At 42.5% G+C, this 22149-nt stretch carries 21 protein-coding genes; 18 read left to right on the top strand and 3 right to left on the bottom strand.

Annotated features, from left to right (window positions below):
* Window positions 1–12: 12 nt before the first annotated feature.
* The 5 genes from MHH60_RS02585 (at window position 13) to MHH60_RS02565 (ending at window position 7694) form a co-directional block, all read left to right on the top strand.
* Window positions 13–1332: an ATP-binding protein gene (locus MHH60_RS02585; RefSeq protein WP_076126647.1), complete on the top strand. Its 1320-nt coding sequence runs from the start codon at window positions 13–15 to the stop codon at window positions 1330–1332.
* On the top strand, window positions 1329–3527 hold the full coding sequence (locus MHH60_RS02580; protein WP_076132980.1) for a DEAD/DEAH box helicase: 2199 nt from the start codon (window positions 1329–1331) through the stop codon (window positions 3525–3527). Before MHH60_RS02585 ends, MHH60_RS02580 begins: the two co-directional genes overlap by 4 nt.
* Window positions 3528–3699: 172 nt before the next feature.
* Window positions 3700–5370, top strand: coding sequence for a spore germination protein (locus MHH60_RS02575; RefSeq protein WP_076133420.1), 1671 nt, complete (start codon window positions 3700–3702; stop codon window positions 5368–5370).
* A 37-nt stretch (window positions 5371–5407) separates the two neighbouring features.
* Entirely contained in the window at window positions 5408–6511 is a 1104-nt protein-coding gene (locus MHH60_RS02570; RefSeq protein ID WP_076132981.1) for a GerAB/ArcD/ProY family transporter, read from the top strand.
* Window positions 6504–7694, top strand: coding sequence for a Ger(x)C family spore germination protein (locus MHH60_RS02565; RefSeq protein WP_076132983.1), 1191 nt, complete (start codon window positions 6504–6506; stop codon window positions 7692–7694). The genes MHH60_RS02570 and MHH60_RS02565 overlap by 8 nt, the downstream gene beginning before the upstream one ends.
* Window positions 7695–7769: 75 nt before the next feature.
* On the opposite strand, the gene MHH60_RS02560 is transcribed toward MHH60_RS02565, so the two are convergent.
* Together MHH60_RS02560 and MHH60_RS02555 are read right to left on the bottom strand one after the other, a co-directional pair.
* Window positions 7770–8078, bottom strand: coding sequence for a DUF4190 domain-containing protein (locus MHH60_RS02560; protein ID WP_036676925.1), 309 nt, complete (start codon window positions 8076–8078; stop codon window positions 7770–7772).
* A 24-nt stretch (window positions 8079–8102) separates the two neighbouring features.
* Window positions 8103–8882 carry a GNAT family N-acetyltransferase gene (locus tag MHH60_RS02555; protein WP_076132985.1) on the bottom strand — a complete coding sequence of 260 codons (780 nt, stop codon included), beginning with the start codon at window positions 8880–8882 and terminating at the stop codon, window positions 8103–8105.
* A 188-nt stretch (window positions 8883–9070) separates the two neighbouring features.
* Between MHH60_RS02555 and MHH60_RS02550 the strand changes: the two genes are divergently transcribed.
* Together MHH60_RS02550 and MHH60_RS02545 are read left to right on the top strand one after the other, a co-directional pair.
* On the top strand, window positions 9071–10291 hold the full coding sequence (locus MHH60_RS02550; protein ID WP_076132987.1) for an MFS transporter: 1221 nt from the start codon (window positions 9071–9073) through the stop codon (window positions 10289–10291).
* Between the two features lie 39 nt (window positions 10292–10330).
* Window positions 10331–10861 carry a GrpB family protein gene (locus MHH60_RS02545; protein WP_370511151.1) on the top strand — a complete coding sequence of 177 codons (531 nt, stop codon included), beginning with the start codon at window positions 10331–10333 and terminating at the stop codon, window positions 10859–10861.
* 10 nt (window positions 10862–10871) lie between these two features.
* Here MHH60_RS02545 and MHH60_RS02540 read toward each other — a convergent pair whose 3' ends face one another.
* On the bottom strand, window positions 10872–11735 hold the full coding sequence (locus MHH60_RS02540) for an AraC family transcriptional regulator (RefSeq protein ID WP_076132989.1): 864 nt from the start codon (window positions 11733–11735) through the stop codon (window positions 10872–10874).
* A gap of 257 nt (window positions 11736–11992) precedes the next feature.
* On the opposite strand from MHH60_RS02540, the gene MHH60_RS02535 reads away from it, so the two are divergent.
* The 11 genes from MHH60_RS02535 to asnB all read left to right on the top strand — a co-directional run bounded on the left by MHH60_RS02535 (window position 11993) and on the right by asnB (window position 22133).
* Window positions 11993–13291, top strand: a complete 1299-nt coding sequence (locus tag MHH60_RS02535) for an alpha-glucosidase/alpha-galactosidase (RefSeq protein ID WP_076132990.1) — start codon at window positions 11993–11995, stop codon at window positions 13289–13291.
* A 180-nt stretch (window positions 13292–13471) separates the two neighbouring features.
* A complete protein-coding gene (locus MHH60_RS02530; protein WP_076132992.1) occupies window positions 13472–14149 on the top strand; it encodes a M99 family carboxypeptidase catalytic domain-containing protein in 678 nt (225 codons plus the stop codon).
* A 156-nt stretch (window positions 14150–14305) separates the two neighbouring features.
* Complete coding sequence (locus tag MHH60_RS02525; RefSeq protein ID WP_076132994.1) at window positions 14306–14686, top strand: GntR family transcriptional regulator; 381 nt, start codon at window positions 14306–14308, stop codon at window positions 14684–14686.
* Complete coding sequence (locus MHH60_RS02520) at window positions 14683–15552, top strand: ABC transporter ATP-binding protein (RefSeq protein ID WP_076132995.1); 870 nt, start codon at window positions 14683–14685, stop codon at window positions 15550–15552. The genes MHH60_RS02525 and MHH60_RS02520 overlap by 4 nt, the downstream gene beginning before the upstream one ends.
* Entirely contained in the window at window positions 15545–16180 is a 636-nt protein-coding gene (locus tag MHH60_RS33205) for an ABC-2 transporter permease (RefSeq protein ID WP_076132997.1), read from the top strand. Before MHH60_RS02520 ends, MHH60_RS33205 begins: the two co-directional genes overlap by 8 nt.
* A gap of 17 nt (window positions 16181–16197) precedes the next feature.
* Window positions 16198–16836 (top strand): ABC-2 transporter permease, encoded by a 639-nt coding sequence (locus MHH60_RS02515; protein ID WP_076132998.1) that lies wholly within the window; start codon window positions 16198–16200, stop codon window positions 16834–16836.
* A gap of 81 nt (window positions 16837–16917) precedes the next feature.
* Entirely contained in the window at window positions 16918–18012 is a 1095-nt protein-coding gene (locus MHH60_RS02510; RefSeq protein WP_076133000.1) for a HAMP domain-containing sensor histidine kinase, read from the top strand.
* Between the two features lie 188 nt (window positions 18013–18200).
* Window positions 18201–18617 (top strand): MarR family winged helix-turn-helix transcriptional regulator, encoded by a 417-nt coding sequence (locus tag MHH60_RS02505; protein ID WP_239498746.1) that lies wholly within the window; start codon window positions 18201–18203, stop codon window positions 18615–18617.
* Between the two features lie 62 nt (window positions 18618–18679).
* Window positions 18680–18892, top strand: a complete 213-nt coding sequence (locus MHH60_RS02500) for a DUF896 domain-containing protein (protein WP_036676956.1) — start codon at window positions 18680–18682, stop codon at window positions 18890–18892.
* Window positions 18893–19170: 278 nt separating this feature from the next.
* Window positions 19171–20109, top strand: a complete 939-nt coding sequence (locus MHH60_RS02495; protein ID WP_076133002.1) for an alpha/beta fold hydrolase — start codon at window positions 19171–19173, stop codon at window positions 20107–20109.
* 146 nt (window positions 20110–20255) lie between these two features.
* Window positions 20256–22133 carry an asparagine synthase (glutamine-hydrolyzing) gene (asnB, locus tag MHH60_RS02490; protein ID WP_076133003.1) on the top strand — a complete coding sequence of 626 codons (1878 nt, stop codon included), beginning with the start codon at window positions 20256–20258 and terminating at the stop codon, window positions 22131–22133.
* Window positions 22134–22149: the final 16 nt, after the last annotated feature.

Raw genomic sequence — 22149 nt, 5'->3', positions numbered from 1 at the left:
GGTGAACTTTGGATGAGTGAATTAAAAATACCTAAACGAATGACAACTGCGCTAGTCAATTCGTTGACGGCTGGTGTTGTTCCGCGTATTGGACTAGAGCATATAGCCGTTGGCCGCCGGCCGGAGATTGAAGCCATATTAAGAGATATGGAGAACATTGCAGAGGGTGGGGCAGCTTTTAAGCTGATTACAGGCAAATTCGGCAGCGGCAAAAGCTTTCTGCTTCAGATGATCCGTAATTACGCGATGGATCGTGATTTTGTAGTAGCAGATGCTGACCTGTCCCCTGAGCGTAGGTTAGTAGGAACTAAAGGACAAGGTCTAGCGACTTACCGGGAGCTAATGAGCCATTTATCGACCCGCACACGTCCAGATGGTGGAGCGTTGGAGATCATCCTGCAGAAATGGATTATTACGCTACAGCAGTCCGTGATGCAGGAGAAGGAATATGGGCCTGATCACCCTCAGCTTGGTGAAGAAGTAGAGAAGCGAATTTACGCTGTAGCCTCTGAAATGCGTGGTTTGGTACATGGTTTTGATTTTGCTAAAGTACTCGCCTCTTATTGGAATGCACACAAGCTGGCCGATGATGACCAGAAACAGGATTCGCTTCGCTGGTTGCGTGGAGAATTTGCAACTCGGACAGAAGCCCGCAAAGCGCTTGGAGTTGGCGTGATTATTGATGATGATAATTGGTATGACTATATGAAGCTTTGGGCGGAATTTACCGCGGCTATTGGCTATAAAGGTCTGCTGCTGTTTATTGATGAAGGTGTCAATCTTTATAAAATTACGAACAGTATTTCCCGCCAGAGCAACTATGAAAAGCTGCTTACCATGTTCAATGATACGATGCAGGGGAAGGCAGAGAACCTTGGGATTTTTATAGGGGGAACTCCGCAATTTGTGGAAGATGGACGGCGTGGATTATTTAGTTATGAGGCACTGCGATCGAGATTGGTTGCTGGCCGGTACGGGGCGGCGGGTCTGAATAATTATACTGGACCTATCATTGCACTGGACATGTTATCACACGAGGAAATTCTGGTACTGCTGCAAAAGCTTAAAGAGATTCACGCCCTACATTATGGTTATGAAGCCCGTTTATCACAGGAACAATTGGTTCATTTTATGGAGGAAGCGGTTGGAAGATTAGGGGCTGAAGAACTCTTGACTCCACGGGAGGTAGTTCGTGATTTCATGGATCTGCTGCATACACTCCACCAGCATCCGGAGATTACTTTTGAACAGCTAGTGGGCGAAAAAACGGCTAAGCCAGCTGAGACTGAGCAAAATGAACTGGATGGGTTCCTGGCGGAGTTTGAATTATGAGTGATAATCCGTTCTATAGGCTGGCACCCTTCATTAAAGAGTTTATTTATAAGAACCGCTGGGAGACTTTGCGTGAGGCACAGGTGGATGCCTGCCGGGTGCTTTTTGACACCCCGCATCATCTGCTGATTGCCTCAGGTACCGCTTCAGGTAAGACAGAGGCAGCTTTTTTCCCTGCGCTTACTGAACTGTATGAACGTCCTTCCGGTTCGGTTGGCATTTTGTATATCGCCCCTCTGAAAGCTTTGATCAACGATCAATTTACACGTTTGAATGATTTGCTTCGTGAAGGCAACATTCCGGTGTGGCACTGGCATGGAGATGTACCACAATCCGATAAAACAAAACTGGTGCAGAATCCTTCAGGCGTGCTGCAAATCACCCCTGAATCGCTTGAAGGATTGTTGATGAACCGCCCGAATGCTATTCCAGCGTTGTTCCATGATCTGCGTTTTATTGTCATTGACGAGGTGCATGCCTTTATGGGAGCTGACCGGGGGATTCAGGTGTTAAGCCAGCTGGCGAGAATCTCACGTATGGCGGGATGCTATCCTCGCAGAATCGGACTATCAGCTACGCTGAGTGACTACGCTTCTGTCACAGAGTGGCTGGCGGCGGGCACGCGGGAGAGCGTTGAAGTGTCCGCTCCACAAGGCGGGCGTAAGCTCCGTTTAAGTGTGGAGCATTTCTCTTTCCCGGATGCGCGGGATGAGGTGCAGGCGGAGCATTTAGAACGTGCGAAGCAGTCTTATTACGATTTCATTTATGATCATACGCATCTGAAGAAGGCGTTGATCTTCACCAACAGCCGCTCAGATGCGGAGACGGCGACCCTAGAGATGCGGAGAACGGCCTCGAAGCGTGGTGAACGGGATGTGTTTCACGTTCACCATGGCAGCATCTCCGCGATGCTGCGTGAAGAGACGGAAGCCGCGCTGCGGCAAGGCACCGGACCGGCTGTTGCCGCAGCGACATTGACGCTGGAGCTGGGCATTGATCTGGGCGAGCTGGAGCGAGTGCTACAGATCGGCGCTCCCTATAGCTGCGCAAGCTTTGTGCAGCGGTTAGGCCGCTCGGGCAGGCGTGGAGACGCTGCATCCGAGATGATCTTTGTCACGCCCGAGGAAGAGGACGAGGAAGCTCAGCTTCCGGCGCGGATGCCTTGGACACTGCTTCGAGCGATAGCGGTTATTGAGCTATATGTGCGCGAGAAATGGGTGGAACCCCTGGTCGTGCGTCAGCTGCCAGTTGGACTGCTGTACCATCAGACGATGAGCATTTTGAAAAGTATGGGCGAGGCCGAACCGGATGATTTAAAAGAAGCGGTTCTGAGTTTGCCTTCGTTTAAAACCATAGATCCTACTGATTATGATATTTTCATGACCTATATGTTAGGCATGGGACAAATTGAGAAGATGGACGAAGGCAGCTTGATCATCGGGATGGCGGGAGAGAAGATCGTGAATAACTTCCGCTTCTACGCGGTCTTCAAAGATGATGAAGAGCATGTCGTCTATAACGGAACTGAGGAAATCGGATCGATCACAACGGTTCCACCACCAGGCTACTGTTTTACTCTGGCAGGTAAGCTTTGGAAGGTAGAAGAGGTAGATAATCGCCATAAAGCCGTTTATGTGAAAACTTCACGCGGCAAAGTAGATACGTTGTGGCTTGGTGCGGGTGGGGATGTACATACACGCATCATGACCAAAATCCGTGAAATCTTAGGAGCCACTTCATTGTATCCTTATTTAGCTCCGAGTGCGGCTGCGCGGCTCGAACGAGCTCGTCGTTTAGCGAAGGAAAGCGGAATGCTTGTGCGGTCCGTTATGCCGGCAGGTGGAGATTCCATGTTCATTCTGCCCTGGGCGGGCAGCCGGCAATTCCGTACGTTGGAGCGCCTTTTGAAGAACAACCTAAAGAGCCCTCTGGGACTGCGTTCTATCGTTCCGATGGAACCTTATTATATGGTCGTTGCTGGTAAAACAGATGCAGAAACGCTGGAAGCAGAGATCATTGCTGAAAGTATGGCTGCCACAGATCCATTATCATTGTTATCCCCAGATGAAGCACCCTATCTCGGAAAATACGATGAGTTCATCCCGCATGAGCTGCTGCGTAAAGCTTTTTCCTTGGATGGATTAGATGTTCCGGGTCTGATTGAAGTTTTAAAGCAGTGGCAGCAACCTAATTAACCTTAAGCAGTACCCATTGAAAATACTCTAAATTGCAGACGTCCGCTTATGCGGGCGTTTTGTTATGTCCGGACCAATGCTGATATATAAACTTTCCTTAAGTTTCAAATGTTGCATAAGAATAGGGTGAAAGGAGAATAGTACTAACAGATTCCTATAGAGGATGATTGCGATGTGGCCTAAAATAGTCTCTTATATTCCGGACTGGACAATTTTTATGCAGGCGGCGATTACGCTGCTCTTTCCCGTAGGGATTTTTTATCTTTACAGGCATTTGTATTTTTATGTTGGAAGCGGACGCTCCAAGGAAACAGAGGCCAAATCACAGGATGCGGAACTGAAGAAGAATGACAATCGGGAAGTAAATCCGCAGCCTCCTGTGTCTACTGCTTTTACCCAGGACTATGATGCCGATCTGACAGCGATAAAAACGGCATTGGGGGAGAACAGTGATGTACATTTTCGTGAATTCTCAGTTAAAGGCATTCAGGCACGTGCCGCATTGGTCTATGTAGAGGGGATGCAGCACGAAGAACTGATTAATCAGCAGGTGCTGCAGAATCTGATGTTTGCCGGCGAAACGCAGGCTTCAGAAGGAATATACAACTACTTGAAACAGAATATGCTCCCGTTAGCTCAGCTTAGTGAAGCCAAAGATTTAGACCAACTGCAGGAGTTTGTCCTATTCGGATACACTGCGCTGATTGTCGAAGGCATGCGAGAGATGTTGCTGGTAGGTTCTCCGCATGGATCCGTGCGTTCGATTACTGAGCCGACCTCGGAGGCTTTACTGCGTGGGCCTCGGATTGGCTTTACAGAGGTGCTTAGTGAGAATACCTCTATGCTGCGGCGCCAAGGGCTTAATAAGAATCTGGAAATGAAAATGGTTGAAGTAGGCAGCGAAATCAAGAAGAACCTGGTTATCGCTTATATGAAAAACATTGTAAATCCTGATCTGCTCCAGGAAGTGAAGGAACGTATCTCCAAAATTGATATGGACTTTATTCTGGAATCCGGCTATGTGGAACAGTTGATCGAGGATGATTATTTAAGCCCGTTTCAGCAGACACAGAATACGGAAAGACCCGATCGGGTAATTGCTTCCTTGTTAGAGGGAAGAGTCGCTATTTTGCTGGATGGCACACCGTTTGCACTCGTTGTTCCAGTGACGTTCAGTATGCTTTTGCAGTCTCCTGAGGATTATTATGAGCGCTGGATTCCGGGTACACTTTTGCGGATACTCCGGTTTTGCGCATCATTTCTGGCTCTGTTGGCTCCGGCGCTGTATATTTCCTTTATCTCTTTTCATCCGGGATTGATTCCTACACAACTGGCGATCTCCATTATCGAAACACGCCAAGGTGTACCCTTTCCTGCATTAATTGAAGTGTTGATTCTGGAAATTTCCATTGAAATCTTGCGTGAAGCTGGGATCCGGCTGCCGAAGCCCATAGGTCCGGCAATGGGGATTGTCGGAGGTCTGATCATTGGAGATGCCGCGGTACAGGCTGGTATTGTGAGTCCTTTTCTTGTAATTGTTGTAGCTGTGACAGCGATCTCTTCGTTTTCCATACCGATGTATAGTGCGGGGATTACTCTCCGGATCTTACGATTCGCAGGCATGTTATTTGCGGCGGTCCTGGGTATGTTCGGAACCATCCTTTTCTTCCTGCTTATTTGCAGTCATCTGACTCGGCTTTCAAGCTTTGGAGTTCCTTACGTCACCCCTATTTCCCCTTTCCGGTTAAGTGACTGGAAAGATTTGTTCGTTCGTGCACCGTTATCGATCATGAAGCGAAGACCGGAGATGCTGAAGACCCAGAAGAAAAAGCGCAGGTCCTAGAGAATGTATTCTTAGCAGGAGCAGAGGGGAGACCACAGTGTTTAAACGAACTGATGACAAGATCACAACCTCGCAGGCTTCCATAATCTTGACCAATTCAATGCTAGGTGCGGGAATTTTGACTTTGCCCAGAAATGTTGTTAAGGCTGTGCAGACTCCCGATGCCTGGATTTCAGTAGTGCTGGGAGGTATCATCGTATCTTTGGTGATATTAGTTATGGTGAAACTTAGCCAGCAATTTCCAGGAAAGACTGTCTTTCAGTATTCTAAAAGAATTGTTGGGAATCTTCCAGGCAGTATAATGAGTACAATATTGATTCTGTACTTTATTGTGATAGCGGGTTTCGAAATTCGCGTTCTGGCGGAAGTAACGTTGTTTTTTCTTCTGGAAGGGACACCGATCTGGGCGATTGTGATGCCGTTCATCTGGGTGGGCACTTATTTGGTGTATGGCGGGATTAATTCCATGGCCCGCGTATTTCAGATTGTATTTCCGATCAGTATTTTTATCCTGATTATTTGTTACATCTTAAGTACCAGAATATTTGATATCCAGCATTTACGTCCTTTTCTGAGTGAAGGTATGATGCTGGTGGTCCGTGGAATGAAGTCAAGCATCCTGATCTTTACCGGTTGTGAGGTTGTGATGACAATGACGGCCTTTATGGAGCATCCACAGCAAGCAGTCAAGGGAATGTTGGTTGGTTTATGCATACCATTTGTATTATATTTGGTTACTGTTGTAATGGTTATCGGCGGCTTATCTATTAATTCTGTAATCTCAAGCACCTGGCCGACGATAGATTTGGTACGGAGCTTTGAAATTTCAGGGTTCTTTTTTGAACGATTTGAATTTCCGTTACTGGTTATCTGGCTGATGCAGATGTTCTGTAATTTTTGCAGCTTTTTCTTTAATGCTTCACTCGGAATCTCCCAGGTGTTCCACCTAAAGATCCATCCGGTTATGTTCGCTTTAATGCCCATCATCTTCATCTGCACGATGATCCCTCAACGCATCAATGATGTCTTCAGTCTTGGTGATACGATTGGCTATATGGGTGTGTTGATCTTTATTTTGCTGCCAATGTTATTGTCGATTGTATTAATCATTAGGAAGAAAGGACTCAAGCAGAATGTTTAGACAACGGGTTATACACTTACTGTTGGTATTCGTAATTCTGCTTACGCAGTCTGGCTGCTGGAGCAGTAAGGAGATTGAAGACCTGAGTGTTTATACGGGACTAGCACTTGACAAGGGGGAGCCGAAAGGAGTCGAACGGGAATTTGAGGAACTTGGAGGAAGCTATTTAAAGAAAAATAAATTGACGGCTACGGTACAAATTGTACCTGAAAATGTAATCGGAAACTCTGGCAAAGAAGGCGAAACACCTAAAACTCATTATAATAATATTTCTGAGACAGGGGATTCTCTGCTTGAGATATTTCGCCAAATCTCGATACGTAAGAACCGTCCGATTATAGGCCATCACCTCAAGGTTGTTGTCATATCCGAGAAACTGGTGCAACAGGTGAAGATCAGACGTCTAATGGACTTTTTACTGCGAGATAATGATATCCGCCCTAGCTGTCTTATATTTCTAAGCCAAGGTCCTGCGTCTGACACGCTTAACACATCCTCGGAGGAGATTCCTTCCTTTCGTCTGGCAGACATGATTCATAACCACTTTAGAACCAGTAAAGTTATGAAGGGCATAACATTGTCGAATCTGGATGCGCTGATGTACTCCAAGCAAAGCTTTGTATTACAGAACGTTGTGGAGGCGCAAGGTGAGGTGGAATTTTCCGGAGCAGGTATTATCAAGGGAGATACAGGACAATGGATTGGCAATATTGATCAACAGGATGTGGAGAGTATTGCCTGGATCAAAGGGGATATTAAAGGCGGAAGCATTAAGGCCTATAATCAGTCGAACGAAGCGATTACTTATGAAATTAAATCAGTTAAGAGCAAGATTACGCTAAAGGAGACTGCTGACGAGAAGTTCTCTATTCATGTAGCCATTGAGTCTGATGGCCGTCTTATTGAGAATTGGGATGATAATGAACATTCCGCGGAAGTTGCCTATTTCAAAGAATTGGAGAAGATATTCGAGGAAAGATTAACCGAAAAAATCAATGCTCTTATTCACAAAATGCATTCGACCTACAAAGTGGATATAGCAGGGTTCGGAAATTGGTTCAGCATAGAAAAACCGCAGGTTTGGAAAAAGATCAAGGATCATTGGGACGAGGAATTTATTCGGATGCCATTGACCTTTGATGTAAAGCTTAAAATCACCGATTTTGGTTCCACGACTGAATGAAGGGTTCACTTGATAGCGTGTTAACTCGAAAAGGATCTCAGCAGCCAATGATGGCTATTGAGATCCTTTTCGTGGTTAGTAAGTAGAAGCTGCAAAAACAAACACAACGACGAATAATATAATAATTGCGTACATCAGCGTGCCCACAATTCCACATACCAGACCTGCAATCGCTAGGCCTTTGCCTTGTTCATAACGATTACGGATTTCCTTCAGCGATAAGGCGGATAGAATAATCGCAATAATTCCTAACAGAAAGCCAATATAAGGTACAACAATGGAGAGGATTCCCAAGACAAAACCAGCGATTGATTTGCCATTCGTCGGTGCCGGAGGGGGTGGAGGCTGATAATAGTTCAAATTGTCGTTTGGTGGATAGCTCATTAAAATCACCTCCAATAGAAAATGTTATTGAATGTAGTTAATCCAGTGCTCTAGCTGCACACAAGGGACAAGTCCAATAGATTCAGCTAGACGAATGGAAGCTTGATTTCTTTCAAGGACGTGATAGCGTGGAATAAAGCCTCGTTCTAACGTTGCATGTATGGCTGTGCGAACTACCTTTTTCGCGTATCCGTATCTTTGAAATGCTTCTAAAGTATGTACAGCGCCGATTTCCCAAATCTGCTCTTCATTTCGGAACGCTAGGCAGGTACTAACCGGATTGTCGCCCTGAAAGATTGAAACGGAAAACGCTCCTTTTTGGAAATATTCCTCAATTTCTTCCTTATTGTAATGGTTAGCAGCCCAAAGTGGAAGTAGCCGTTCATCAAATGAATGGTTGATTGCCACCTCTTTGTCCTTACTATACCTTAATCCTTCAGCTGTGCTGTAAGAGAAAAACCCCCGAGCTTTTTCTAAAGAAAAATGTGCAGACAGTGCCTCTTGGTACTTCACATCCTGTAGTTTAAAAACAAGCTTTGCCTGTGCTGGGAGCAGTGGTAATAAAGCTGGAAATATATCGGGGCAGCTGTAATCCAAAAATACGATGTAATCCGCTTGAGGATATACCCTATGATCATATGCGTATGCTGTGGCTGGAAGAAGTAATACAATACCCCACTGATCACCTTGCTCAACTAGATGTGTTTCCATGACTTCGTGGAAGGAGTTTAACATTTTTAACAAGCTTACATTTTTTAAGGGATTCGTTTGTAATTTGTTTATGATTCGTTCGTTCTGGTGCACGTCCATCCACTCCTAGCTCAGATTTATATATTTTACTATAAATTGTACTTATACAGATATTTATATTTTTTCCTTTACTAATTATTAAGCTATTGAAGAAGGAAGGTTGACATTGACTGTTATAATATATTAGGGAAAATAAAGCTCGCTGTTTGAAGCAGCATACGTGAACGGAGGCACATAATTTCATGACACAATCTATCACAGGCGCTGCTGTTCGTGTAGGAGAAGGTCTATCTAAGCAATTCATCTTAATTCTAGCCATTGCATCAGGACTAAGCGTGGCAAATATGTATTATAATCAGCCGCTCCTGGCTGAGATAGGACGCACATTTAATGCATCCTCTAACGCAGTGGGATATGTATCGATGCTTACTCAAATCGGATACGCGCTGGGAATGTTATTTTTTGTTCCACTAGGTGACATTCGTGAACGCAGAACACTGATATCAGGACTTCTTATTGCTGTATCACTGTCACTAATTGGTTTCGCTACCGCACAAAACCTCACTTGGATGTATATCGCCAGCTTTGCTATCGGCATAACAACGGTGGTGCCGCAGGTCATCATTCCTCTCTCGGCTGAGTTGGCTTTACCGGAGGAGCGGGGGAAGGTTATAGGCACAGTAATGAGCGGATTGTTTTTTGGTATTTTGCTAGCAAGAACAATATCCGGAATTATAGGGGATATGTTCGGCTGGAGGGCGATGTACTGGATTGCCGCAGTAGTCATGTTATTGCTATCCCTTATTCTTTATCGGTTAATTCCGGCAACGAAACCAGACAATAATTCTTCGTACTCCGATCTGCTGAAATCAATGGGGCAACTGATTCGCAGATATTCGACGCTTCGTGAGTCATCTTTAATTGGGGCTTGCATGTTTGGCGGCTTCAGTGTGTTCTGGACTTCTCTAGCTTTCTTTCTGGAAGGAGAACCTTATCACTACAGTAGCTCTATTACAGGATTGTTTGGTCTTATTGGAGTAGCAGGTGCTGCTGGTGCTCCATTTATCGGGAGGTTAGCAGACAGAATTGCTCCCAAAAAGATTGTAGGAATCCTACTGTTAATTACATTAATTGCTTACGGATTTTTTGGTTTAGCCGGATTTACGATCTGGAGTTTGATTGCAGGAGTTATTATTCTGGATCTTGGGGTACAGGGGTCACAGGTCAGTAACCAAACACGGATATATGCACTTGAACCAGCGGCTCGCAGTCGTATTAATACTGTTTTTATGGTCAGCACTTTTACAGGTGGAGCGATTGGATCCACACTGGGAAGTTTTGCATGGCAGCATTGGGGTTGGAGTGGTGTCTGCTTAATGGGGGGAACGCTAGTTATAGCCGCTCTATGCATATGGATAGTTTATAGAGTGATCGAGAAAGAGGATATACCGGAGATTAGCTAGAAACGTATTACAGTACCTTTTATTATCCCCGGGAGGTGTTTGATCATCGCTGAGAAGACGAAAGTTATAGAGGTTGTCCCGTATAACCCAGAGTGGAAGGCAGAATTCAATAGATTAAAAGAACAGCTCTTATCTTATGTCGGAGATCTTATTATTTCTATCGAGCATGTGGGCAGTACTTCCATTGAAGGGCTAGCTGCTAAACCTATCATCGACCTTGATCTTGTGATGGACAGCTACGATGTACTCCCACAAATCATAGAACGTTTACAACAGTATGGATATGAACACCAAGGGAACTTGGGAATAGAGGGAAGAGAAGCGTTTCAAAGACTTCAGGCTGATGGATTTATGAAATATCATCTGTATGTATGCCCTAAGGATGGAAAAGGCTACTTGGAGCATATCGCTTTCAGAGACTATCTGCGATCGAATACAGCAGCGCGTCAAGCCTATGCAGAGGTCAAACAGCACCTGGCAGCACAACATCGTGATGACATTGACGCTTATTGTGAAGGAAAGACAATGTTTGTTAGTTCAATTTTATCTAAAGCCATGAAAGAAACGTAAGAAAAATCAATCACTTGCCATTTCGAAGATGATTTCGAAATTCACTGGGAGACATGCCGCTCCACTTACGGAACTGCTTGGAGAAGTATAACGCGTCATTGAAACCGACCGAAGACGAGATCTGGTCGATGGTCAGCGTTCCTCCTAGCAGTTTTTTTGCGTTATCCATCCGTACCTTTAATAAATATTGTTTGGGAGACATGCCGATCTTTTGTTTAAAGACTTTAGAGAGGTGCGCTCTATGATAGCCTAGAGACGATGCCATATGGTCGATACTGATCTGTTGATGAAACTGCAGAGAAATCCAACGGATCGCTTGATCGATCTGGCGGTCGATAACATCCGGTAATTCTATCGATTGAGAGGGAAGCGAACTTATGTTCGCAACACCGAATTTGTGCACTAGCAGCCGCAGCCAACCCGAAGCTTCTAAGCTCTCCAGTCGAGGATAAGCAGATTGCTGAAAGGATAAACGAATATGTTCATATATTTTATGTATCTCTATTAGGTTATTTAAGTGGATTATTGGCTTGTCCCTTGTAATTCCCACTTCGTGTAGTAGCTGTTCAACCGCTTCCCCTTGTAAGGCCACCCATACATATGTCCACGGACGATCCATGTCTGCCTGATAGCTAAATAACGCACCCGGAAAAATTACAAAGGTATCCCCCTTACTACATCCCTGCGAATTACTGCCACTTTGAAAAACACCTTCACCATCAATTACTGTATGAATGAGATAGTAATCATGCACAGAGGGGCCCATTTTATGGCCAGGAACAGGCTTGCCTTCTCCGCTGAATAATACAGATAGGTCATGATCATCGGGAGCCAGATTAAACCCTGCTGTAAAATGATAATGCTCTGAAGCCATTCACTTAGGACCTCCCCAAGATTGCTTTTATAATACATTTAGATTATAGGATTGAATATACAAATGCAACAAACGTCCATATATCTCTTGTATTTCTCCATACTCATTGGGACCGCTCTCATTTATAGTGATTAGTGAAGAGAGCAGACGGTGATGATCCGACATCCTAGTGTTTATAAGGGAATTATAGTTTACTCTATTCCATAAAACTGCGATGTTAACACCGTTCACCTCACCTATAAGGAGGAATATTTCACATGTCTAAAATTACATTTATCGGAGCGGGCAGCACCGTATTTGCCAAAAACGTGTTGGGAGATTGTATGAGAACGCCAGCCCTGCAAGGGTTTGAACTTGCCCTGTATGATATTGATCTACAACGCCTTAAAGATTCCGAGAATATGCTAAATAATATAAAAGAGAGCAGCGGCAGCACTTGTGTTGTGAAATCCTATACGGATCGTAAAGAAGCTTTGCGTGGAGCTAAATATGTCATTAATGCAATCCAAGTGGGAGGTTACGATCCTTGCACCATCACAGATTTTGAAATTCCGAAGAAATATGGCTTGCGGCAAACGATTGCGGATACGGTTGGCATAGGTGGGATATTCCGTAACCTGCGTACTATTCCAGTGATGCTGGACTTTGCTGCAGATGTACGGGAGGTTTGTCCGGACGCACTCTTTATGAACTATACGAATCCTATGGCAGTTCTGACCAATGTGATGAATACCTATGGCGGTGTAAAGACGGTGGGATTATGTCATAGTGTGCAGCATTGTATTCCGGGCTTGTTCGAGCATCTGGGTATGGATCAGACAGGTGTTCAGGCTAAGATCGCTGGGATTAACCATATGGCTTGGTTATTAGAGGTTACTAAAGACGGCGAGGATTTGTATCCGGAAATTAAACGCCGTGCCGCTGAGAAGCAACAAGAACATCACGGAGACATGGTCCGTTATGAAATGATGCTTAAATTCGGTTACTACATTACGGAATCTTCGGAACATAACGCAGAGTATCATCCTTATTTTATCAAACGTAATTACCCTGAGCTTATCGAACGGTTTCAAATTCCACTTGACGAGTATCCACGCCGCTGTGTAGATCAAATTGAACGTTGGCAACAAATGCGTGAAGAATTGGTTAATAACAAAGAACTTAAACATGAACGTTCGCATGAATATGCGTCTTATATCATGGAAGCCATCGAAACTAATGTGCCTTTCAAAATAGGTGGCAATGTTATGAACACAGGTCTTATCACCAATTTGCCAAAAGAAGCATGTGTAGAGGTCCCTTGTTTAGTAGATAGAAGCGGAGTAACTCCGACCTACGTGGGAGATCTGCCTCCACAGTGCGCCGCACTGAATCGTACAAACATTAATACACAATTGTTAACGATCGAAGCAGCGATTACCCATAAGAAAGAACATATCTATCACGCCGCAATGCTCGATCCACATACAGCAGCTGAATTGTCGATGGATGACATTACAAATATGTGCGACGAGCTGATCACAGCCCATGGAGACTGGCTCCCGGCGTATAAATAAATTAATTAGTTAGGACTAAGGAAGCCTGAAAAATCAGGCTTTTTTTGATTGTATTTCTACGAGAAACGAATGTTATCTTTAAAAAAGACAACGTCGTTTCTTCTTGCTTATCTGTCTAGGACAACTGGGGGACATCGGAATACACATATATGGATTATCTAAATGTGGAGGTGATCCTATATGATCGTTGAAAGCTATACCTTAGCATCGTCCACAGCTTATGCTACCCCTTATTATGTGATTAGAGGTGAGCTTCCTGGTCCTGTCTTTATGGTGGTGTCGGGGATACATGGGAATGAGACAGGAAGTATTCGTGCCGCACAGATCATTGTAGAACGTTTTAATCAGAGAAGGTTGTATATACACCGGGGCACGATCATTGTAGTACCTCTAATGAATCAAAAAGCTTACCGCAAACGGATCAGAGGTGTACCCGATTTAAATCGCACCTTTCCACGTTCTAACAAAACAGCGGCAAAACATCCATTAGCTTCAGCTTTGCTACAGCTAGTAGTAAGATATCGTCCCACCTGGTTTCTGGATCTTCATGAAGCAAATGGGTTGTCACAAAAAAATCCGAAGCGACTTGGCCAGTCGATCATCGTCACTCCGGGAAGCCGAGGAATAGGTACAGCAAAACGTGTCATCAAAGGCATTAATCGTACGATTCCCAAAACCGCTTATCATTTTAATATCCGTTTACGGGAGCGCCCCGGCTCCTCAAGGGCAGCCGTTACCCGTATATTAGGGGCTAAAGCATTTACTGTGGAAACCTGCTGGAGCCTTGATCGTGACCTACGGATTCGCTATCAGATAGATATTGTTAGCCGTTTTTTAAAAAGTGCTGGATTATTGTGATGGAGAAAATATCTGATAACTGTGTAAGCTGGTTCTTAGATCCTAGGAATCAGCTTTTTTGCCGATACAAGAAAGGTAATTGACAACATTGAGTATAGTGTATATATTACATATATACATTGATAACACATAAACTAGGAGTGAGGGCACGATTCCATGAACATATTGATATCCAACACTTCCGGTGAACCCATCTATGCACAGATTGTCAGCCAGATCCGCCAGATGATTCTGCAAGGAGAGTTAGTGTCTGGCACCCCATTACCTTCTATCCGGCTATTAGCTAAAGAACTGCAGATTAGCGTAATTACAACGAAACGAGCCTATGAAGAACTGGAGAGAGAAGGGCTTATCAATTCAATAGTGGGGAAAGGTTCCTTTGTTTCTGGTGCAGATCAGGAGTTTATTCGGGAACAACGGCTACGGATTATGGAGCACAAAATGAAGGAGATTATCGACGAGAGTAAAATGCTGGGGATTAATTTTGCTGAATTTAGTGAGATGTTGAAATTGCTTTATGAGGAGGAGACAGAATGAAAGAAGTCATTCAATTGGACCAAATTTCTAAAAAATATGGCCATTTTAGCCTATGCGAACTTACGTTCGGTATTAAAGAAGGGTATATCACGGGGTTAATTGGGCCGAATGGGGCAGGGAAAACAACATTAATAAAAATGATGATGGGGATGGTGTTTCCTGATCGCGGCAGCGTCAAGATTTTTGACCAAGAGATGTCTATGCATGAAGCAGAGAATAAGGATCGGATTGGCTATGTCTCCGATGAGAATTACTTTTACGATCAATTAACCATCGATCAGATGAGTAAGATTATTGCTCCTTTTTATAGTCGTTGGGATCAAGAAACGTATAGGAAATACATAGAGATGTTCAAGCTTTCCCCGCGGAAAAAGATTAAGGAGCTCTCCAAAGGAATGAAAATGAAGTATTCGCTCGCCATTGCCTTATCACATGGTGCAGATCTGCTCATTATGGATGAACCTACTGCAGGACTTGATCCTATATTCCGAAGAGAGTTGCTTGATTTGCTTAGTGAGCATATCCAGGATGAAAAGAAGTCTATTCTTTTTTCAACGCATAATACGACTGATTTGGACCGGATCGCGGACTATATTGTTTTTGTGAACGAAGGGCGCCTAGTATTTAATGAAATGAAGGAATCACTAGCCAACAAATATATGATGGTAAAAGGAAACAAAGAGTTGCTTGATCGGGATGTGCGAAAATGGTTCATCGGGCTTAGAGAGACGGAAGTTGGTTTCGAGGGGCTTCTGAACAATCGCTCTGAGGGGGAACACTTCTTTAGAGATCATGCCATATGCGAAACACCTACCCTGGAAGAAATCATGTATTTTACGGTAAAGGGAAACGCATTGTATGTTTAACCTCTTTTTGCTGATTCGAAAAGATTTTATCCTACTGCGGAATTTTATCCCTATATTTCTCTTGAGTATCTTGTTTATTGCATATGTTCAACTGGATAACTCCAGCATGTTTGCTACATTTCAATCTTTACTGTTGCTCGTATACTCCTGTTCTATGGATGCATTGAATAACAACACAAAGTTTGTTATAGGGTTGCCAGTAAGACGGCAAGAGATTATCTTGGCTAAATACTTATCACTTATTCCTTATTGTTTCATCGGTTTGGTTTGCTCTTTCGCTTTGTTACTAATTTCCTTTTCATTGGGATATTCTATTAGCCCGTTTTATTGGATAGGGGTATCTTTAACGTTACTTATGATTCCTTTGTCTGCGTCTATTTATCTGCCGATTCATTATTGGCTTGGTTCCAAAAACTATTACTTCAATATCCTTTTTAATGTAGTAATAACGATAACCACTCTAAACACTGGATCTTCACTCTCAAATTCATCCTTTTTCTTAACAATTACCCATTTAAAGCTGCAAGATCATCTGGTGCCGGTTGGTTTGATAGGGATTGTTTATCTATCTATATTGTACTGCTCGTATAGAATTTCACTACGATTGTTTAGTAAGGAAGAGTTATAAGCTAAGGAGGACGTAAAGTGTATAAATCATTTTTTTTAATTCAAAAAGACTTCATTCTTCTGCGTAAATTTCTGATGCTGCTAATCCCTTTCTTTATTTTTATAGCGTACTCGAACTATCATAGCTTCAGTTTATTTACGGTAATGCCACCCATGCTGTTATTGATAAGCTCCTGCTCAATGGATACTCAGCAGATGACACAACGGTTTCTCGTTAATCTCCCTGTAAGGAGACAAGAGCTTGTCCGTGCCAAATACTTATCGATCCTTCCGCATGCGCTTGTTGGGCTGGCAGCAACGTCCTTTACCTATCTGCTGATTATTGTAACAGGCAAAGCCGTAACCCCTCATTTTTGGCAAGAGGTTGGCATTACGATATCCATTTTCCCTCTCCTTGCGATGCTTTATTTACCGATTCATTACTGGTTAGGGGCAAAGGGAGCGCAAGTGGTTAATCTTGTTTTTATGATGATTGTAATGTTTGGACCGAACGTGTTTAGCTTTTTGATCCAGTGGATCCCTGATGTGAACAGATGGCTGAGTTTTGGAGTGAAAGGTACAGTCATTCCCTTTATAATCCTAGGGCTGGCTTATGTATTCTTGCTTAGCTGTTCATATATCATTTCTCTGCGGATTTTTGTGCGGAAAGATCTTTGATTCGAAGGATTTGAGATTTTGAATGAATTCATATACCATTGTCACTACAAAGATAAATAGTAGGGGAAGGGTATACAACCAATGCCTAAAATGATTTATAGCTTTCGTACAAAAATGATTATGCTGCTGATGGCCAGTATGCTTGTATCCGGTGGAATTACCTTTTCAATCTATAAAATTCTGCAGAGATATTATCGATCAGAGGTCTTATTAGAAAATCCATTGACTAAAGTTCGCTACTTGATGCGGGATATCGGTGATGTTAATGCATTTTTGATTATCTTCATTCCTTTGGCCATCTTATTCTTTTTTATATTTACTAAACCATATGCAAATTATTTCAAGGAAATCTCGAAAGGGATCCATCAGCTGGCGTCGGGTGATTTCTCGGAGCGGGTGGATATCCCTTCTAAAGATGAGTTCGGCCTTATTGGCCATGATATCAATCTGGCTATTGATCATCTACAGGAAGCTATTGAGCGGGGCGACTTTGCGGAGAGCAGTAAAGATCAACTTGTATTAAATCTGGCACATGATCTGCGTACACCACTTACCTCCGTTATAGGTTATTTGGATTTTATCTTGAAGGACAATGAATTAACGCCAGAACAGACCAGACATTATACAACGATTGCTTATACTAAATCTCAACGTTTGGAAAAATTAATTGATGAGCTATTTGAAATCACAAGAATGAACTATGGTAAGCTTACGCTTGAAAAAACCTCGATCGACCTGAGTGAGCTTCTTTTGCAGTTAAATGAAGAGTTATATCCCGTTTTTGAAAAAAATGGTCTTACTTCCCGCTTGGATGTAATCCAACCTCTGAAGATAGAGGGGGACGGTGAACTGCTGGCGCGTGTATTTGAGAATCTCCTCACCAACGCAGCGCGATATGGAAGCGACGGTCAATTTATTGATATCCATGGTTATCTAGAAGAAAACGAAGTCGTTATTGAGATTATTAACTATGGAGATTGTATTGATCCGGAAGAGCTGCCGCGTATTTTTGATATGTTCTACACCGGGGATCGAGCGCGAACGCATCCCACAGGGAGTACGGGACTGGGCTTATTTATCACTAAAAATATTGTGGAACAACATGCTGGAACAGTTTCTGCACAAAGCAGCGTAGTGCGGACGATGTTTGAAGTACGGCTTCCACAAAATAATTGAGAACGAAGTCAAGTGTCGACTGAGCAGGAGTAAAACCGAGATCTACATGATCTTGTGGTGTTACTCCTTTTTAATGGTTTGGTCAGCAGACAGGATGAACGTTACCGGACATTTATTTGAAATTTTTAATAAATCGTGATATTATTAGCTTGCTAAGTAATTTGTATGGCAGTACGGAGGAAATATCTGTGATAGAAGATGAGATAAGGGAACTACTGGATAGAATATCAGCGGAAATGCGTAGAGATTATGCAGAGCTGCTTAGAGAACTTAATCTTCATGTGGGTCAAGAACAGTTATTATGCCGGTTATGGAGAACAGATGGAATGACACAGATACAGCTAAGTGAACGCTTGAATTGTGAGCCTCCAACCATAACAAATATGGTGAAATCTCTTGAAAATCATGGGTTTGTTGTTCGAAAAAGAGATCCTGAAGATGGCAGAGTTAGCCGAGTGTATCTAACCCTAGCCGGACGAAGTCTCTGCGAACCTGTGGAACAGATTTGGAACAAACAGCTGGATAAATTACTAGCCGGAATTATACCTGAAGAACGTTTATTATTAAGAAGACTTATGAAACAAATGGCTGATAATTTAGCTTGAATCAGGACCTATCCGCCATAACCATTAGTAAGCTAATTAAAACCAAGAAAAGAGGAACATAGATGATTACAAGTTTGACTCGCATCAATGAATTAGCTAAGAAAGAACGTGAAGTAGGCCTTACACAAGGCGAATGGGTTGAACAGATCGCTTTGCGTGAAGACTACCTGCGTGAAATTCGTGGACAAGTCCGTAACAGTCTTTCTGGAGTGACAATTTTAGATCCGGATGGAAATGACGTAACCCCTGAGAAGCTTCGTGCAGCGCGTAAATAATCAATGAACTAATAAGTAGAAACAACACCTTTAGATAACGTTAGATTAGCCTATGGCTGATCGACGGATATCTAGAGGTGTTTTTTGTTATATAAATCTTAACAGAAGCTTAATTCGTTATCATTAGGAGCTGGTGAAAGTTAAGAATCAATTAAACTTGCGTTACACAGGATCTAAGACTGGATTGTTAGAATGAAATAGACAAAAGATAAGGGATAACATGAAGGGGTGCAGAAGTTGGAGAAATTAAAAGAAACATCAAGGAAGGAAATGAAAGTATGAAAAAAACATTATTAATTTTACTTAAAGTAATAGTCGCTATAGTCATACTCATAGCACTTTTTCTGGTCATCGTTTTTACAGTCAATGTGATCAGCAATAAAGTGGAGAAAGGAAAAATACAACCCTATGGTCAGCTTGTACCTGTCGACGGGAAAAAGATGAATGTTACCATACAAGGGCAAGGCAAGGAAACAGTCGTGTTACTCCCAGGGTTTGGAACCGCATCACCCGTAATTGATTTCAAACCACTTGTAGATGAACTGACTCCTTTCTATAAAGTTGTAGTAGTTGAGCCGTTTGGTTATGGACTAAGCGATGTCACCACAAAAGAACGAACGGTCGACAATATCGTGAGTGAGCTTCATGAAGCTTTACAAGAATTAAAGATAGATCGTTATATTCTGATGGGACATTCTATAGCGGGAATTTACGGACTGGACTATGTGAACAAATACGAAAACGAAGTTAGTGCATTCGTAGGCATCGACAGCAGCGTACCCACACAAGGGGGCAACGATGAAGAATTTCCATCTGGAACCTATAAGCTGCTTAAAAAATCAGGATTTATGCGATTGATGGTAAAACTCAACCCGGCCCAAATCGTTACACCAAGTGATGATGAGGAAACTAAAGAACAAAATAGAATGATTTCACTTAAAAACATGATGAATCCTAATATCATCAGCGAAGCAGAGCATTTTAAAAGCAATTTCAAAGCCACGGAAACATTAAATTTCCCTAAAGATCTTCCTGTTATTTTCTTCCTTGTGAAAGAAAATACGGATGTTCCAGGCTGGGAATCCCTGCATAAAGAACAGATAAAAGACGCCTTACACGGGAAATTGATGTTGCTTGATGGGGAGCATTATTTGCACCATACCCGATCTAAAGAGATTGTCGAGAACTTTAGAAGCTTTATGGGAGAGATAAAGTAAGAATGAATGAGAAAAGCCTGCTAATTCAGGCTTTTCTTTTTTGTATTTTCAAATAAGTGAATCCTTTAGAAAAAAATGATAAATTTATCAAAGCAATTATGGGCACTCTATATCCTAATCTTTATTATAGGAAGGACTACCATAGTATGTGCGGAATAGCAGGAATATTAAAATATAATGGACAGCCACCACATGAAGAAACCTTAAAACAAATGACAGGGGTTATGAATCACCGAGGTCCCAATCATGAGGGAGTATGGCTCGATTCTCGCATTGGACTTGGTTTTCGCAGATTGTCTGTAATTGATTTACGTGATGGCAATCAACCGATGACGAATGAAGATCGTACTCTTTGGATTATTTTTAATGGTGAAATCTATAATTATAAAACACTACGAGATCAACTTAAGCTAAAGGGACATCACTTTCAGACGCAATCAGATACAGAGGTCATTGTGCATTTATTTGAGGAATACGGCAAGGACTGTGTCCATCATTTACGTGGAATGTTTAGTTTTGCGATTTGGGATCTTAAGGAACAATCTCTTTTTGCTGCTAGAGATCATTTCGGGATCAAACCTTTTTATTATTACAAAGACGAAAATAATCTTTTATTTGCTTCGGAAATTAAAAGCATACTTGCAGTGCAAGGGGTACCCAGAAAGCTTCAGTATCAAAGTTTATTCAGCTACTTAACTTTTCAGTATGTCCCGCATCCTGATACGATGTTTGAACACATTCATAAATTAGGACCTGCAGAGCGAGTATTTGTTAACTCGGAAGGTGAAATGAAGATCGAGAAATATTGGGAACCCCATTTTCAACCGGTAGTACGATCTTTAGCAGACTACGCAGAAGAAATTCAATGGAAATTGAAAGAGTCTGTAAATCTTCATTTACAAAGTGATGTGGATAGAGGATGTTTTTTGTCCAGTGGAATTGACTCCACCGCAATAGCTGCAATGATGAGAGCAGAAGAATCAACAAAGACCTTCTCGATTGGATTTGAAGGGCTGAACAATGAAACAATCATTGCAAATCAAACGGCAGCCAAACTGGGGACAGATCATTATTTTCACATTTTATCGCAAAAAGACTTTTTTGAAAGTATCCCAAAAACAGTCTGGCATCTAGATGAGCCAGTTGCAGACCCTTCCGCTATTGCACTCTATCATCTGAACCAGCTTGCAAAAGAACATGTCACGGTTGTCCTATCAGGGGAAGGCGCTGACGAATTATTCGGAGGGTATAGAATCTATAGAGAGCCAAATGCATTAAAACCGATAACCTGGATGCCTAACTTCATAAAGGATTCGTTACGAAAATCATTATCTGTATATCCCTATCATTTTTATGGCAAGAATTATTTACTTCGGGGTCTGACACCTTTAGAAGAGCGTTTTTTCGGAAATGCTAACATCTTTAACAAAAGCGGTAAGATGAACTTGCTCCACGAATCGGTACACGCTCAGAATAGCTTTTTACATCCTACGGATATCGTTAAGCCTTTTTATGATAAGACAGCTCACCTAGACCCTACGACAAGAATGCAGTTTATTGATATGAATTTTTGGTTACCTGGAGATATTTTATCAAAAGCAGATAAGCTATCCATGGCACATTCATTAGAATTAAGAGTCCCATTTTTAGATAAAGAGGTTTTCGAAACGGCTAGTAAAATACCTGTATCCAATCGGATTGGGCAAAAAACAACAAAACTTGCTTTGCGTAAAGCTATGGAAGGAATCGTTCCGGAAGCTATTGTGAATCGCCCGAAACTAGGATTTCCCGTACCCATTCGTGATTGGCTCAAAACACCAATTTCAGATATAATGTTCGAACAAATACGATATAGTGGCATTGAAGAAATATTCAATATGAATATCATCGAAGAGATGTTTACCCAGCATCGGAGTAATAAAGGCGACTATTCGCGTAGAATCTGGCTAATTTACATTTTTTCAGTATGGTACACTCTTTTTATAAAAGAAGACCTGAAGCAATTAAACAGTGCCGTGTTGTAATGGGGGAGTGGTGTGT

The organism is Paenibacillus sp. FSL H7-0716 (assembly GCF_038002705.1).
Classification (GTDB): Bacteria; Bacillota; Bacilli; order Paenibacillales; family Paenibacillaceae; genus Paenibacillus_AQ; species Paenibacillus_AQ odorifer.
This window is presented reverse-complemented; position numbering and strand designations above follow the sequence as displayed.